This is a genomic window from Kitasatospora sp. NPDC001683, from assembly GCF_053596495.1.
The window spans coordinates 20,043-34,146 of sequence record NZ_JBSFGK010000089.1; the positions used below are offsets into that span (position 1 = coordinate 20,043).

General features: G+C 72.6%; 10 protein-coding genes. 8 read left to right on the plus strand and 2 right to left on the minus strand.

Annotated features, from left to right (window positions below; translation table 11 throughout):
- Nucleotides 1-5: 5 nt before the first annotated feature.
- Nucleotides 6-491 (minus strand): Rv3235 family protein, encoded by a 486-nt coding sequence (locus ACWCYO_RS32770; RefSeq protein ID WP_449786248.1) that lies wholly within the window; start codon nt 489-491, stop codon nt 6-8.
- A 336-nt stretch (nt 492-827) separates the two neighbouring features.
- On the opposite strand from ACWCYO_RS32770, the gene ACWCYO_RS32775 reads away from it, so the two are divergent.
- The 8 genes from ACWCYO_RS32775 to ACWCYO_RS32810 all read left to right on the plus strand — a co-directional run bounded on the left by ACWCYO_RS32775 (nt 828) and on the right by ACWCYO_RS32810 (nt 12,979).
- Entirely contained in the window at nt 828-1,943 is a 1,116-nt protein-coding gene (locus ACWCYO_RS32775; RefSeq protein WP_449786249.1) for a patatin-like phospholipase family protein, read from the plus strand.
- Between the two features lie 103 nt (nt 1,944-2,046).
- Nucleotides 2,047-2,556 carry a DUF6912 family protein gene (locus tag ACWCYO_RS32780; protein WP_270146662.1) on the plus strand — a complete coding sequence of 170 codons (510 nt, stop codon included), beginning with the start codon at nt 2,047-2,049 and terminating at the stop codon, nt 2,554-2,556.
- A gap of 51 nt (nt 2,557-2,607) precedes the next feature.
- On the plus strand, nt 2,608-3,264 hold the full coding sequence (locus ACWCYO_RS32785) for an HAD family hydrolase (protein ID WP_270146663.1): 657 nt from the start codon (nt 2,608-2,610) through the stop codon (nt 3,262-3,264).
- Between the two features lie 124 nt (nt 3,265-3,388).
- Nucleotides 3,389-5,014 (plus strand): L-glutamate gamma-semialdehyde dehydrogenase, encoded by a 1,626-nt coding sequence (gene pruA / locus ACWCYO_RS32790; protein WP_270151217.1) that lies wholly within the window; start codon nt 3,389-3,391, stop codon nt 5,012-5,014.
- A gap of 286 nt (nt 5,015-5,300) precedes the next feature.
- Nucleotides 5,301-10,247: an NAD-glutamate dehydrogenase gene (locus ACWCYO_RS32795; RefSeq protein ID WP_270146664.1), complete on the plus strand. Its 4,947-nt coding sequence runs from the start codon at nt 5,301-5,303 to the stop codon at nt 10,245-10,247.
- Nucleotides 10,248-10,395: 148 nt separating this feature from the next.
- Nucleotides 10,396-11,232 (plus strand): hypothetical protein, encoded by an 837-nt coding sequence (locus tag ACWCYO_RS32800; protein WP_449786250.1) that lies wholly within the window; start codon nt 10,396-10,398, stop codon nt 11,230-11,232.
- Between the two features lie 164 nt (nt 11,233-11,396).
- On the plus strand, nt 11,397-11,969 hold the full coding sequence (locus ACWCYO_RS32805; RefSeq protein ID WP_449786251.1) for an RNA polymerase sigma factor: 573 nt from the start codon (nt 11,397-11,399) through the stop codon (nt 11,967-11,969).
- Nucleotides 11,966-12,979: a CU044_5270 family protein gene (locus ACWCYO_RS32810; protein ID WP_449786252.1), complete on the plus strand. Its 1,014-nt coding sequence runs from the start codon at nt 11,966-11,968 to the stop codon at nt 12,977-12,979. The genes ACWCYO_RS32805 and ACWCYO_RS32810 overlap by 4 nt, the downstream gene beginning before the upstream one ends.
- A gap of 5 nt (nt 12,980-12,984) precedes the next feature.
- Here ACWCYO_RS32810 and ACWCYO_RS32815 read toward each other — a convergent pair whose 3' ends face one another.
- The gene (locus ACWCYO_RS32815) at nt 12,985-13,836 is read right to left on the minus strand and encodes a hypothetical protein (protein WP_449786253.1); all 852 of its coding nucleotides are present in this window, start codon (nt 13,834-13,836) and stop codon (nt 12,985-12,987) included.
- Nucleotides 13,837-14,104: the final 268 nt, after the last annotated feature.

Sequence of the window (14,104 nt, forward strand, 5' to 3'; positions counted from 1 at the left end):
GGTCGTCATCGGGCCTCCACGGCGGTGCACTGCCACTGGCCGGCCGGGCCGCGCTGCTCCAGCCGGAAGGCCACCATGTGGTGCCGCCGGCCGAGGTCGACCCGGACGCAGGCCTCGACGGCGTCGGGCGAGGGTGACCGGTCGTGCACCGGGCCGAGCCGGGGCCGGCCGGCGGGGCCGCCGCGGCGCAGCGCACCGGCCCGGACCAGCGAGGCGAGCTGCCCGTAGCCGTCCAGGCTGGTGTGCCGCATCAGCTGGCCGGCGGGCCGGGCGCCGGTGAGCACCTCGACCAGCTGGTGGGCGAAGCGGGTGGCGAGCGCCCCGGCGTCGTGACGGGCCGCGCCGGTGGCCGCGGCGGCCCCGGCTCCGGCGGCCGCGGTGCAGGCGGCGCGCGGGTGGCGCGGACGGCGCCCGGCCGGGTCGCAGCCGCCGGAGGCGCGGTCGCGACGGTGCGGACGGGCGGTGAGCTGGTTGCTGAGCTGCGCGGTCACGGATGGCTCCCGGTAAGGGTGGTGCGGGTACGGACGGGCCCAGGCTGGCGGCGGCCCGGGCGTGGCGGCAACGCGTTTTCGAGCGGCCCGGAGTCCGGCGCGAAGTTCACCTATCCGGGTGAGGCGCCCAGTGCGGCGACGGGCCCGGCCCGCATCCCGGCGGCGCCGGATTGACGTGCGGGGACGGGCCGTACGGCCCGAAAGGGGACGCCCGGATACGGCGGACCGGGTGGTTCGGGGCCGGGCTCCCGTTGCGCCGCCCGTCCGTCCCCGCGCACCATCGATAGCCTGACCCGCTCCCAACGACGACGGGCGGCCAGGATGACGACAGCCGGGATGACCTCACGGACGGCGGCGGCGCAGGGCTCGAGCGCCGGCGGCGCGCCCCGGCGCGGCCTGGTGCTGGGCGGGGGCGGAATGCTCGGCGCGGCCTGGACGGTCGGCGCGCTGTGCGCCGTCGAGGAGGCCACCGGCCACCGGCCGGGCGAGGCGGACGTGCTGCTCGGCACCTCGGCGGGCGCGATCCTGTCCGCGCTGCTGGCCGGGGGCGTGCACCCCGAACAACTGCGCGACCACCAGCGCGGCCTGCCGATCACCGAGGGCCCGCTGGCCGGGGTGGCCTTCGACTACGACACGGCGGCGGGCGGCGCGCTGCCGCCCCGCCCGCGCGCCGGGATCGGCTCGCCCGACCTGCTGCGGGACGCCGTCCGGCATCCGCGCGAGTACCCGCTGCTGACCATGGTCTCGGCGATGGCGCCGCACGGCCGCGGCTCGCTGGCGCCGGTCGGCGAGCTGGTGCGCGGGCTGTTCGGCCCGGGCGGCTGGCCGGCGCCGGACGGCTCGGCCCCCGCTGCGGCGGGGGTGGCGCCGAGCGCGGCCGCCGCGCCGCTGCGGGTGGCCGCGGTGGACTACCGCAGCGGCCACCGGGTGGTCTTCGGCGACCCGCAGGCCCCCGACGTCGCGGTGGCCGACGCCGTGATGGCCTCCTGCGCCATCCCCGGCTGGTTCGCGCCGGTGCGGGTGAACGGCTCGGCGTACGTGGACGGCGGCTGCTGGTCCGCCACCAACGCCGACCTGCTGCTCGGCCGCGGCCTGGACGAGGTGTACGTGCTGGCCCCGATGGCGCTGCGGCTGGGCCCGCGGGCCGAGCGCTCCGGCGGCCGCGGCACCCGGGCCGCGCTGCGCGAGTGGCGGGCCCGGGACCGCCCGCGCGGCGTGCTGGCCCAGCTGGTCAGCCGCTACCGCCGGGCGGTGACCCGGCAGCTGCTGCGGGAGGCCACGCTGCTGCGGGCCGAGGGCGTGCGGGTGCGGCTGCTCGCGCCGACCCTGGCCGACCTGGCGGTGATGGGCCCGAACCTGATGGACCCGGCCCGCCGCGGTGAGGTGCTGGAGAGCGGCCTGCGGTCCAGCCGGGAGGCGCTGGCCGCCGAGCGCGGACCGGGCCCGAGGTGATCACGGGCGGTCCGGCGGAGCTTATTCTTGGGGCGCTGGATGCTGTGCCGCTGGACGAACCCCCCGCTGGAACCCCCGCTGGACGAACCGGAGAGTGCCACCGATGCGCGTGTACGTGCCCACCACCCTGACCGGCCTGGCGGCGGCGCACGAGGGCGGCGCCCTGGAGCAGTCCGCGGCGTACGCCGTGACGCCCGCGCTGCGCGAGTGGTACGTCAGCGACGACCTGGAGGAGCTGGAGTACGCGGCGCTGAACCGGGCCGCGCAGTCCTCGCTGCGGCTGCTGGCGGCCGACCCGGACGCCCCGCGCCGGCGCGTGGTGGTGGCGCTGGACGTGGCCGACTCGGCCGTGAAGCCCTTCCCCGGCGACGAGTACCAGGACCAGGCCTCGCTCGGCCGGGTGGTGCTCGCCGGCCCGGTGAAGCTGGCGAAGGCCGCCTCGGTGCACGCGGACGTGGCCGACGACGAGGTGGTCGAGGACGTCGCGGCGGCGGTGGCGGCGGTGGCCGCGGCCGACGCGGGCGACCAGGACGCCCAGTTCACCGTGGACGGCGCCGAGGACCACGACCTGCTCTGGTACGCGACCCAGGAGATCCCGTCCCTGCTGGCCTGAGTGAGCCCCGTCCTACCGGCGTGTCGGCCGTCCGGGTTACCGTTTCGCCCCGTGCGCACTCACATCGTTTGGGACTGGAACGGCACCCTCTTCCACGACATGGACGCGGTCCTCGGCGCGAGCAACGCCGCGTTCGCGACCATCGGCGTCGGGCCGATGACCATGCAGCAGTACCGCGAGCAGTACGAGATCCCGATCCCCCGCTTCTACGAGCGCCTGCTCGGCCGGATGCCCTCCCAGGAGGAGTGGCTGCGACTGGACGACGCCTTCCAGGACCGCTACCGCGAGCTCAGCCTCGCCTGCGGCCTGACCGAGGGCGTGCCCGAGCTGCTGGCGGGCTGGCAGGCGGCCGGGCACAGCCAGTCCCTGCTGTCGATGTACGTGCACGACAAGCTGGTGCCGCTGGTCGACTCCTTCGGCCTGACCGGCAGCTTCCTGCGGGTGGACGGCCGCAGCGGCCCCTCCGGCGGCCAGAAGGCGGAGCTGCTGACGAGGCACCTGGCCGCGCTCGGTGAGCAGGTCGACCCGGCCCGCACGGTGCTGATCGGCGACGCCGCGGACGACGCCCTGGCGGCGCTGCACGCGGGCGCCCACGCGGTGCTGTACACCGGCGGCTCGCACACCCGGGAGAAGCTGGAGCCGGTCGGCGTCCCGGTGGTGGACACCCTGGCCGAGGCGGTCGAGCTGGCGGGCAGCATCACGGGCTGAGTGTTCGCGACGGCGGACGTGGCGGGCGCCACGTCCGCCGTTGGCGTGTCTGGGCGGGCGGATCCGCCCGGGCCTGGTCAGGCTGGACTGACACCGGTAGAGCCAGGACGGAGCCGCCATGCCCATCGACGCAGTCACCGAGGTGCCCACCCCGGTCAACGAGCCGGTGCGGACGTACGCGCCCGGCAGCCCGGAGCGGGACCGGCTGGTGCGGCGGCTGGACGAGCTGGCGGCCGAGCAGATCCCGCTGCCGATGACCATCGGCGGCGAGCAGCGCTTCGGCGGCGGTGAGCGGATCGACGTCGTCCAGCCGCACCACCACGCCGCCAAGCTGGGCGTGTTCGGCAACGCCACCCGGGAGGACGCCCGGGCGGCGGTGGACGCGGCGCTGGCGGCCGGGCCGCAGTGGCGCTCGCTCTCCTTCGACGACCGGGCGGCGGTCTTCCTGCGCGCCGCCGAGCTGCTGGCCGGGCCCTGGCGGGAGACGCTCAACGCGGCGACGATGCTCGGCCAGTCCAAGACCGCGCAGCAGGCCGAGATCGACTCGGCCTGCGAGCTGATCGACTTCTGGCGGTTCAACGTCCACTTCGCCCGGCAGATCCTGGCGGACCAGCCGTTCTCCTCCCCGGGGGTGTGGAACCGGGTCGACCACCGCCCGCTGGAAGGTTTCGTCTACGCGATCACCCCGTTCAACTTCACCGCGATCGCCGGGAACCTGCCGACCGCCCCCGCGCTACTGGGCAACACCGTGGTCTGGAAGCCCGCGCCGACCCAGACCCTGGCCGCGTACCACCTGATGCGGCTGCTGGAGGCGGCCGGCCTGCCGCCCGGGGTGATCAACCTGGTCACCGGCGACGGCCTGCAGGTCTCCCCGGTGGCGCTCGCCGACCCGGCGTTCGCCGGGCTGCACTTCACCGGCTCCACCGCCACCTTCCAGTCGCTCTGGCAGACGATCGGCGCCAACATCGGCGGCTACCGCAGCTACCCGAGGATCGTCGGCGAGACCGGCGGCAAGGACTTCCTGCTGGCCCACCGCTCGGCCGACCCGGAGATCCTGAGGACCGCGATGATCCGCGGCGCCTTCGAGTACCAGGGCCAGAAGTGCTCGGCGCTCTCCCGCGCCTACCTGCCGCGCAGCCTCTGGCTGAGGATCAAGGACGACTTCCTGGCCGAGGTGGACGCCCTGACGGTGGGCGACGTCACCGACCTGTCCAACTTCATGGGCGCCCTGATCGACAAGCGCGCGTTCGAGAAGAACCGGGGCGCCATCGAGCGGGCCAAGGCCGATCCGACCGTCGAGCTGGTGGCCGGCGGCCAGTACGACGACGCGATCGGCTGGTTCGTCCGGCCGACCGTGCTGGTCTCCTCCGACCACCGGGGCGAGATCTTCCGCACCGAGTACTTCGGCCCGATCCTCGCGATCCACGTCTACGAGGACTCCCGCTGGGACGACGCGCTCCGCCGGGTCGACTCGGGGGCCCCGTACGGCCTGACCGGCTCGGTGATTGCACAGGACCGTCACGCCATCGCCCAGGCCGTGGAGGAACTGCGCTTCACCGCCGGAAACTTCTACATCAACGACAAACCCACCGGCGCCGTGGTCGGCCAGCAGCCCTTCGGCGGGTCCCGGGCCTCCGGGACCAACGACAAGGCGGGCGCCGCCCAGAACCTGCTGCGCTGGACCTCGGCCCGGGCGATCAAGGAGACCTTCGTCCCGCCGACCCACCACGGGTACCCACATATGGGCTGAAAGCGAACACGGCGCTCCGGTTTGGACATGGTGTCCAGGACGGACCCGACATCCTGCGGGTTTGCGCCTCCCTGTCCCTGTGCACCTTCGATTGATCCGGTTAGGCTGGCTGGCGTCGTCGGGTGGCTTGCAGGACGAACGAGTCGTCCTACCCGCTGGGAGGGCGTTTCATGCGTGCCATGAGCCCCTTTCAGTCGGACGGTGCGGCAGGATTGCGAGCGACCCGTCGGTGTACATCCACACACCACCGAGTCACGCAACGGCGCGCGACAGGAGCCAAGAAGTCATGCAGACCAAGCTGGACGCAGCCAAGGCCGAACTGCTCAAGAAGGCAGCCGCAGCCGCTGAGAACAGCCAGGTGGGGGGAGCGGCGCCGGGGGAGGGTCTGAGCAACGGCGCTCTGACCGCGTACCTGCACCACTACTACCTCCACACCGCGCCCGAGGACCTGGTCGACCTCGACCCGGTCGACGTGTACGGCGCGGCCGCCTCCCACTACCGCCTGGGTCTCAAGCGCCCCCAGGGCACCGCCGAGGTGCGGGTCCACACCCCCTCGGTCGAGGAGAACGGCTGGTCCTGCGGCCACACCGTGGTCGAGGTCGTCACCGACGACATGCCCTTCCTGGTCGACTCCGTCACCAACGAGCTGTCCCGCCAGGACCGCGCGATCCACCTCGTCGTCCACCCCCAGCTGGTCGTCCGCCGTGACATCACCGGCAAGCTGCTGGAGATCCTGGACGTCGACGCCTGCTCCCGCAGCCAGGCCGCCGGCACCGAGTGGCCCGCCGACGCGACCGTCGAGTCGTGGATGCACATCGAGATCGACCGCGAGACCGACCGCGACGACCTGCGCACCATCGAGACCAACCTGCGCCGCGTGCTCGGCGACGTCCGCGAGGTCGTCGAGGACTGGGCCAAGATGCGCGACAGCGCGCTGCGCCTGGCCGACGAACTCGCCGAGGAGCCCCCGGCCGGCCTGGCCGAGCAGGAGGTCGGCGAGGCCTGGGAGCTGATGCGCTGGCTCGCCGACGACCACTTCACCTTCCTCGGCTACCGCGAGTACGACCTGGTCGAGCACGAGGGCGAGGAGGTCCTCAAGGCCGTCGCCGGGACCGGCCTCGGCATCCTGCGCTCCGACCCGCACAGCCACGACGACCGCCACCACGCGGTCTCCGAGGCCTTCGGCCGCCTCTCCGCGCCGGTCCGCGCCAAGGCCCACGAGAAGAAGCTGCTCGTCCTGACCAAGGCCAACAGCCGCGCCACCGTGCACCGCCCGGCCTACCTGGACTACGTCGGCGTCAAGAAGTTCAACGCCGCCGGCGAGCCGATCGGCGAGCGCCGCTTCCTCGGCCTGTTCTCCTCCGCCGCCTACACCGAGTCGGTCACCCGCATCCCGGTCGTGCGCCGCAAGGTCCAGGCGGTGCTGGAGGAGTCCGGCTTCTCCAGCGAGAGCCACGACGGCCGCGACCTGCTGCAGATCATGGAGACCTTCCCGCGGGACGAGATCTTCCAGACCCCGGCCGCCGAGCTGCTCTCCATCGCCACCAGCGTGCTCTACCTGCAGGAGCGCCGTAAGCTGCGCCTCTTCCTGCGCCAGGACGAGTACGGGCGCTACTTCTCCGCCTTCATCTACCTGCCGCGCGACCGCTACACCACGCGCATCCGGCTGCTGCTCACCGACATCCTCAAGGAGGAGCTGAACGGCGCCACCATCGACTACACGGTGTACGCCACCGAGTCGGTGCTGACCCGCCTGCACTTCGTGGTCCGGGTCGCCCCGGGCACCGAGCTGCCCCAGCTCAGCGACTCCGACATCGAGCGGATCGAGAACCGCCTGGCCGAGGCCGCCCGGTTCTGGATGGACGGCTTCCACGACCAGCTGCACCTCGAACTGGGCGAGGAGAAGGCCGCCGAGCTCGGCCACAAGTACGCCAACGCCTTCCCCGACGGCTACCGCGCCGACTTCCCGCCGCGCACCGCCGTCGCCGACCTCAAGCAGATCGAGTCGCTGCACGGCGAGGGCGACTTCCGCCTGAACCTGTACCAGCCGGTCGGCGCGGGCGACGACGAGCGCCGCTTCAAGATCTACCGGGTCGGCGGCCCGATCTCGCTCACCGAGGTCCTGCCGGTGCTGCAGCGCCTGGGCGTCGAGGTGCTGGACGAGCACCCGTACGCGCTGCGCCGCTCCGACGGCACCACCGCGTGGGTGTACGACTTCGGCCTGAAGCTGCGCGAAGCCACCGAGCTCACCGAAGAGGCCCGCGAGCGCTTCCAGGACACCTTCGCCGCGACCTGGACCGGCAAGGCCGAGAACGACGGCTTCAACGAGCTGGTCCTCACCGCCGGGCTGAACTGGCGCCAGGCGATGGTGCTCCGCGCCTACGCCAAGTACCTGCGCCAGGCGGGCTCCACGTTCTCCCAGGACTACATGGAGGACGCGCTCCGCAACAACACCCACACCACCCGCCTGCTGGTCAACCTGTTCCAGGCCCGACTGAGCCCGAGCCACCAGCTGGGCGCCGCCGAGCTGACCGAGGGCATCCTGGAGGAGCTGGCCGGCGCGCTCGACGAGGTCGTCTCGCTGGACGAGGACCGCATCCTGCGCTCCTTCCTGAACCTCATCAGGGCCACCCTGCGGACCAACTTCTTCCAGCACGACGGCTCCGGCGAGTGGCACTCCTACGTGTCGATGAAGTTCGACCCGAAGGCCATCCCGGACCTGCCGGCCCCGCGCCCGGCGTTCGAGATCTGGGTCTACTCGCCGCAGGTCGAGGGCGTGCACCTGCGCTTCGGCAAGGTCGCCCGCGGCGGTCTGCGCTGGTCCGACCGGCGCGAGGACTTCCGCACCGAGATCCTCGGCCTGGTCAAGGCCCAGATGGTGAAGAACACCGTCATCGTCCCGGTCGGCGCCAAGGGCGGCTTCGTCGCCAAGCAGCTGCCGGACCCGTCGGTGGACCGCGACGCCTGGCTGGCCGAGGGCATCTCCTCGTACAAGACGTTCATCTCGGCGCTGCTCGACATCACCGACAACCTGGTGGCCGGCGAGGTCGTCCACCCGGCCGACGTGGTCCGCCACGACGAGGACGACACCTACCTGGTCGTCGCCGCCGACAAGGGCACCGCGACCTTCTCCGACATCGCCAACGGCGTCGCGGAGTCGTACGGCTTCTGGCTGGGCGACGCCTTCGCCTCCGGCGGCTCGGCCGGCTACGACCACAAGGGCATGGGCATCACCGCCCGCGGCGCCTGGGAGTCGGTCAAGCGCAACTTCCGCGAGCTCGGCATCGACACCCAGTCCGAGGACTTCACCGCCATCGGCATCGGCGACATGTCCGGCGACGTCTTCGGCAACGGCATGCTGCTCAGCGAGCACATCCGGCTGGTCGCCGCCTTCGACCACCGCCACATCTTCCTCGACCCGAACCCGGACGCGGCCGTCTCGTACGCCGAGCGCCGCCGCCTGTTCGAGCTGCCGCGCAGCTCCTGGGACGACTACGACAAGTCGCTGATCTCGGCCGGCGGCGGGGTCTTCCCGCGCAGCGCCAAGTCGATCCAGGTCAGCGCGCAGGTCCGGGCCGCCCTGGGCATCCAGGAATCCCGCCTGACCCCGGCCGAGCTGATGAAGGCGATCCTCCAGGCGCCGGTCGACCTGTTCTGGAACGGCGGCATCGGCACCTACGTCAAGGCCTCCGGCGAGACCAACGCCGAGGTCGGCGACAAGGCCAACGACGCCATCCGGGTCAACGGCGAGCAGGTCCGCGCCCGGGTCATCGGCGAGGGCGGCAACCTCGGCTGCACCCAGCTCGGCCGCATCGAGTACGCCGCCACCGGCGGCCCCGAGGGCACCGGCGGCTGGATCAACACCGACGCCATCGACAACTCGGCGGGCGTGGACACCTCGGACCACGAGGTCAACATCAAGATCCTGCTCAACCAGGTCGTCGCCGACGGCGACATGACGGTCAAGCAGCGCAACGCCCTGCTCGCCGAGATGACCGACGAGGTCGGCCACCTGGTGCTGCGCAACAACTACGCGCAGAACGTGGTGCTGGCCAACGCCGTCGCCCAGGCCCACAGCATGGTCAACGTCCACGCCCGGATGATCAACCGCTTCGAGTCGGCCGGCCAGCTCGACCGGGCACTGGAGTTCCTGCCCGCCGAGCGCCAGATCCGCGAGCGCCAGCAGAACGGCCGCGGGCTCTCCCAGCCCGAGATGTCCGTGCTGCTCGCCTACACGAAGATCATCCTGGCCGAGGAGCTGCTGACCACCGACCTGCCGGACGACCCGTACTTCCGCACCGCGCTGCACGAGTACTTCCCGAGCGCGCTGCGGGCGAAGTTCGCCGACGCGATCGACAACCACGCGCTGCGCCGCGAGATCATCACCACGCTGATCGTCAACGACACGATCAACCGCGGTGGCTGCACCTTCGCCTTCCGCCTGAAGGAGGAGACCGGCGCGACCTACGAGGAGATCGCCCGGACCCACACCGCCGCGCGGGCCGTCTTCGGCCTGGAGGAGATCTGGGCCCGGATCGAGGGCCTGGACAACCAGGTCCCCGCCCGGACCCAGACCAAGATGCGGCTGCACTCGCGGCGCCTGGTCGAGCGCGCCACCCGGTGGATGCTCAACAACCGCCGCCAGCCGCTCGACATCGCCGGCACCATCGAGTTCTTCCACGACCGGGTCAACCAGGTCTGGGGCTCGCTGCCCAAGCCGCTGCGCGGCGAGGACCTGACCTGGTTCGAGTCGATCCAGGGCGAGCTCACCGCGGCCGGCGTGCCGGACGAGCTGGCCACCCGGATCGCCGGCCTGTCCTCGGTCTTCCCGACCCTGGACATCACGGAGGTCGCGGACCGCTCCGGCAAGGACGTCGCCGACGTCGCCGAGCTGTACTACGACCTTGGCGACCGCCTGCAGATCTCGCACCTGCTCGACCGCATCATCGACCTGCCCCGCACCGACCGCTGGTCGTCGATGGCCCGGGCCGCGATCCGCGAGGACCTCTTCGCGGCGCACGCGGCACTGACCGCCGACGTCCTGGCCTGCGGCCCCGACGGCGCCACCCCCGAGGAGCGCTACAACGCCTGGGCGGACCTCAACGCCACCCTGCTGAACCGCGCCAAGGCCACCCTCGACGACATAAGGGGTTCGGACAACTACGAGCTGTCCAGCCTCTCGGTCGCGATGCGCGTCATCCGCACCCTGCTGCGCACCGGTTCGATGCGCTGACGGACGGCCCTTCGGGAGGGGCCCGCGTCCTCCGTGGTTCCACGGGGACGCGGGCCCCTCCCGCGTTCCCGGCTCCGGGAAACCGGTTGTGGGTCGTGGGCGCACCTTCGGTACGGTGATCCCCGAACGACTCAGGGGGGATCACGGCATGGGGAAGAACCGGGGACCGGTCCGCGCGGTGGGCGTGGGCGTCTCGGTGGTGCTACTGGTGGCCGGAGCGGCGGCCTGCGGCAACGACGACAAGAAGGACGCGAAGGCCGGCTCCACGGCGGCCGCCGGCGCGCCCTCGGCGGTGACCACGTCCAAGGGGCCGGAGGCCTTCTCGGCGGCCGGCTACCGCGGTCTGAAGCCGCTGATGGCGAAGGACGCCGGACTGGCCACCGGCGCGCTGGAGGCGGCGCCGGTGTCGCTGCTCGACGGCTGCACGGACTTCGTCTACAAGGGCGGCCCGGCGCCCGACAAGACCCGGATGGACGCGGAGGCGGCCACCGAGGCCCGCTACAAGGACCTGAACGCCAAGGCGGACGCGGCCCAGGGCAAGGCCCCCGCCCCGGCGGGGACCCTGCCGCCCGGCGCCTCCGCCAAGGACGCCGCCGCTGCCGCCGCGCAGGCGGCGGGCTCGGCGAAGCAGTCGGCCGCCGACGCCAAGCTGTTCGCCGACGCGACCCAGTCCATCGCGGACATGTGGGTGGCCCGCGAGGCCAGGGACAAGGCGTTCCTGGCCACCGGCCGGGTCTCCTTCGCCGCCTCCGGCCTGCGTGAGCTGGTCGCCCCGGCCGAGGCGAAGACCGCCGAGGGCATCGGCGCCGGTTCCACCGTCGACGACCTGCAGCGGGTGTACGGCGGCAAGGGCCTGCTGGAGGCCAAGAACGGCAGGTTCCTGCTGCCGGTCGAGGGCCAGCAGGGCTGGGACTACGAGTTCACCGTGGACGGCTCGAAGGTCGTCGGGATGGCCGTGGTGAACCGCGACATCAAGTGCGTCTGACCGGTTGACGGTCCGCCAGGGCCCCGACGAACCCGCCCGGTTCGTCGGGGCCCGCTGTTTTCCGGTATCCGGTGGGAACCCGGTGCGATGAGCGGACAGGTGGGGGCGTGGAACTGTCACAGCGGAGCCGATTGCGGAATGGGGACCAGTGGGCGCTAGGGGAGTTGTTCGACGAAGCGGCGGGTGACGTCTACCGCTACGCGGTGCGCGTGTCGGGGGACTGGGCGGTCGCGGAGGACGTCGTCCAGCTGACCTTCCTGGAGGCGTGGCGGCTGCGCGGCAGGCTGCGGGAGGACGGCGGGGCGGTGCGGCCCTGGCTGTTCGGCATAGCCGCCAACGTGCTGCGCAACACGACACGGGCGGCCCGGCGGCACCGGGCGGCGATGGCCCGGCTGCCCGCCCGGGACGTGGTGCCGGACTTCGCCGACGAACTGGTCGGGCGGCTGGACGACAGCGTCCAGCTCGCCGCCGCGCGCCGGGCGCTGGCCAGGCTGCGGAAGGCCGAGCGCGAGGTGTTCGGGCTCTGCGTGTGGGCGGGACTGGACTACGCGAGCGCCGCCGAGGCACTCGGGGTGCCGGTCGGCACGGTGCGTTCACGGCTCTCGCGCGCCCGCACCAAGCTGCGCGCGCTGGCCGAGGAGGAACTCCGCAACGAACGGGAACTCCGTCCGGAGGGCGGACAGGTACGGGACGGCCGCGTCGACGCGGCCCGGTCGACACGGGAGACGAACCGATGAACGAGGACGAGCGCGCCGAACTGGCCCGGCTGCTGCCGCCGCCGGCGCGGCCCGAACTCCCCGCCGACCGCCACCGGTTGTTGAGGGGACACCTGATGAGCGAGATCCAGCAGCAGAAGCCCGCCCGCGCCCGGCGGGGCAGGCTCGGCTGGCTGGCGCTGCCCGCGCTGGCGGGCGGCCTGGCGCTGGCCGTCGTACTGAACAACGCCGCCGCCACCGGCGGGCCGGTGCAGGCCGGGCCGTCCGTGGCACCGTCCGTGGCCCGGTCCACCGAGCCACAGACCCCGGCCGACGCTGCCCAGCTGCTGGACCGGATCGCCCAGGTCTCGGCCAGCCGCCCGGCGGTGACCGTCCGGGACGACCAGTACATCTACGTGAAGAGCCAGTGGAGCGGGTTCACGACCGACCTCAAGACCGGTCAGCGGGTGCCGGCGCCGCTGCACGCCCGGGAGATCTGGCTCTCGGTGGACGGCAGCACCGACGGGCTGATCGAGGACCCGGTCGCGTTCGGTGTGCCCCAAGACCCCCAGGGCCGGATCGGCCTCACCCTCGCGCCGGGCCCGGCGAGCCTCTCCCGGCCCACCTACCGCTACCTGACCACGCTGCCCACCGATCCGCAGGAGCTGCTGAAGAAGGTCTACGCCGAGGGCTTCAAGAAGGGCTCCTCGCCCGACCAGGCGGCGTTCCGGACCATCGGCAACGTGATCGCCGAGCAGCTGATCGCACCGGAGACCAGCGCCGCGCTCTACCGGGCGGCTGCGCTGATCCCGGGCGTCACGCTGGTGGACGACGCGGTGGACCCGCTCGGCCGGCACGGTGTCGCGGTGGCGCGCGAGGACGGCGGCGTCCGGCTGGAGTGGATCTTCGACCGGACCAGTTACGAGTACCTCGGCGCCCGCGAGGTGGCGCTCAAGGACAGCGACCACGCCAAGCAGGGCGACGTCCTCGACTTCAGCGCCGTCCAGCAGCGCGCCGTGGTCGACCACAAGGGCGACCGTCCGAAGGGCTGATCGCCTCAGCAGCCGGTTGCCGGGGCGGGTAGCCCGTGCCCGCGCAGGGCCGCGCGGGCACGGGCAACGCCGCTGGGCGTGGCGGCGGCACCCGTGCCGACCGCGACGGTTCTGGTGCCGAGGCCCGCGCACGGGCGGCAGATGCCGGGCAGGGGCACCGGATCGTGGCACCTGGTGCACTCGGCGTACGACGGTGGCGGCGCCGCCTGCACGGGTGGCATCTTGCGTCGGAGCCGGTCGCGCAGGATCGCCACCGGGGAGTGCAGCGGTGAGGGCAGGCTGGGAAGCAGGGCGTGGGCCAACTCGGCCGCAGTGCTGCCGCGTTCCAGCCACTGAGCCACGAGCGGTACCAGCTGCTGCGCCTCGGCCTCGCCGATGCGCAGCCGAGGTTCGGGCCGGATCGCGTGGAAGAGCACGGCCACCGCCCTGCGGGTCTGCTCGTCCGCTCGCGTCAACTGGACTGGGAGGGTGGGTACTTCTCCCGGGTCCTTTACTACAAGGCTGTCAGGGGGACCGGTCTCGGGCTCACCGGCGTCCGAGAACCGGTCACTCGGCGGCGCCGGGCGCTGCGGAGTGTCGTACACGTGCGCGTCGGTGCGGAGCCGGCCGTCGGGCATCCGGACCGTCTCGACCCGGTAGTACCCGGCTTCCTTGAGCTCGTTGAGCGCCCGACGGATCGCGCCGCGCCCCTGCGGGCTGCTGTCGGCCATGTGCCGCCCGTCCTCGCGCCACCCGTCGGGGCGGGAGAGGAGGTCGGCGAGGAGCCCTCGGGCGGTGTAGCTGAGGCGACGGTCCTGGAGGAGGCCGTTCGGAAGTGCGGTGAAACAGCGCGCGTGGGCGCTACGATGAATCTGCATTGGGAGTGGTAGCTCCTGTGCCGGACCCCGGGGTGTTCCAGCACCGCCGGGGTCTTCCATGTTCTGTTGACGATGCGCAACGTAGCACAGCGGCTACACGGAGTGCGATCCGTTTGGGAAAGATCGGACAATGGTGGCCGGGGCCGCCGCCTTTTGCAGGTGCTGGAAAGGGCAGGCGGCCCGGCCATTTGTGTTGATCGCTCACTTGGCCTGATGGCCACGATTTCCGGTGAGTGTTCCCCCTCGGGCGGCCCGGCCGGGTCGAGGG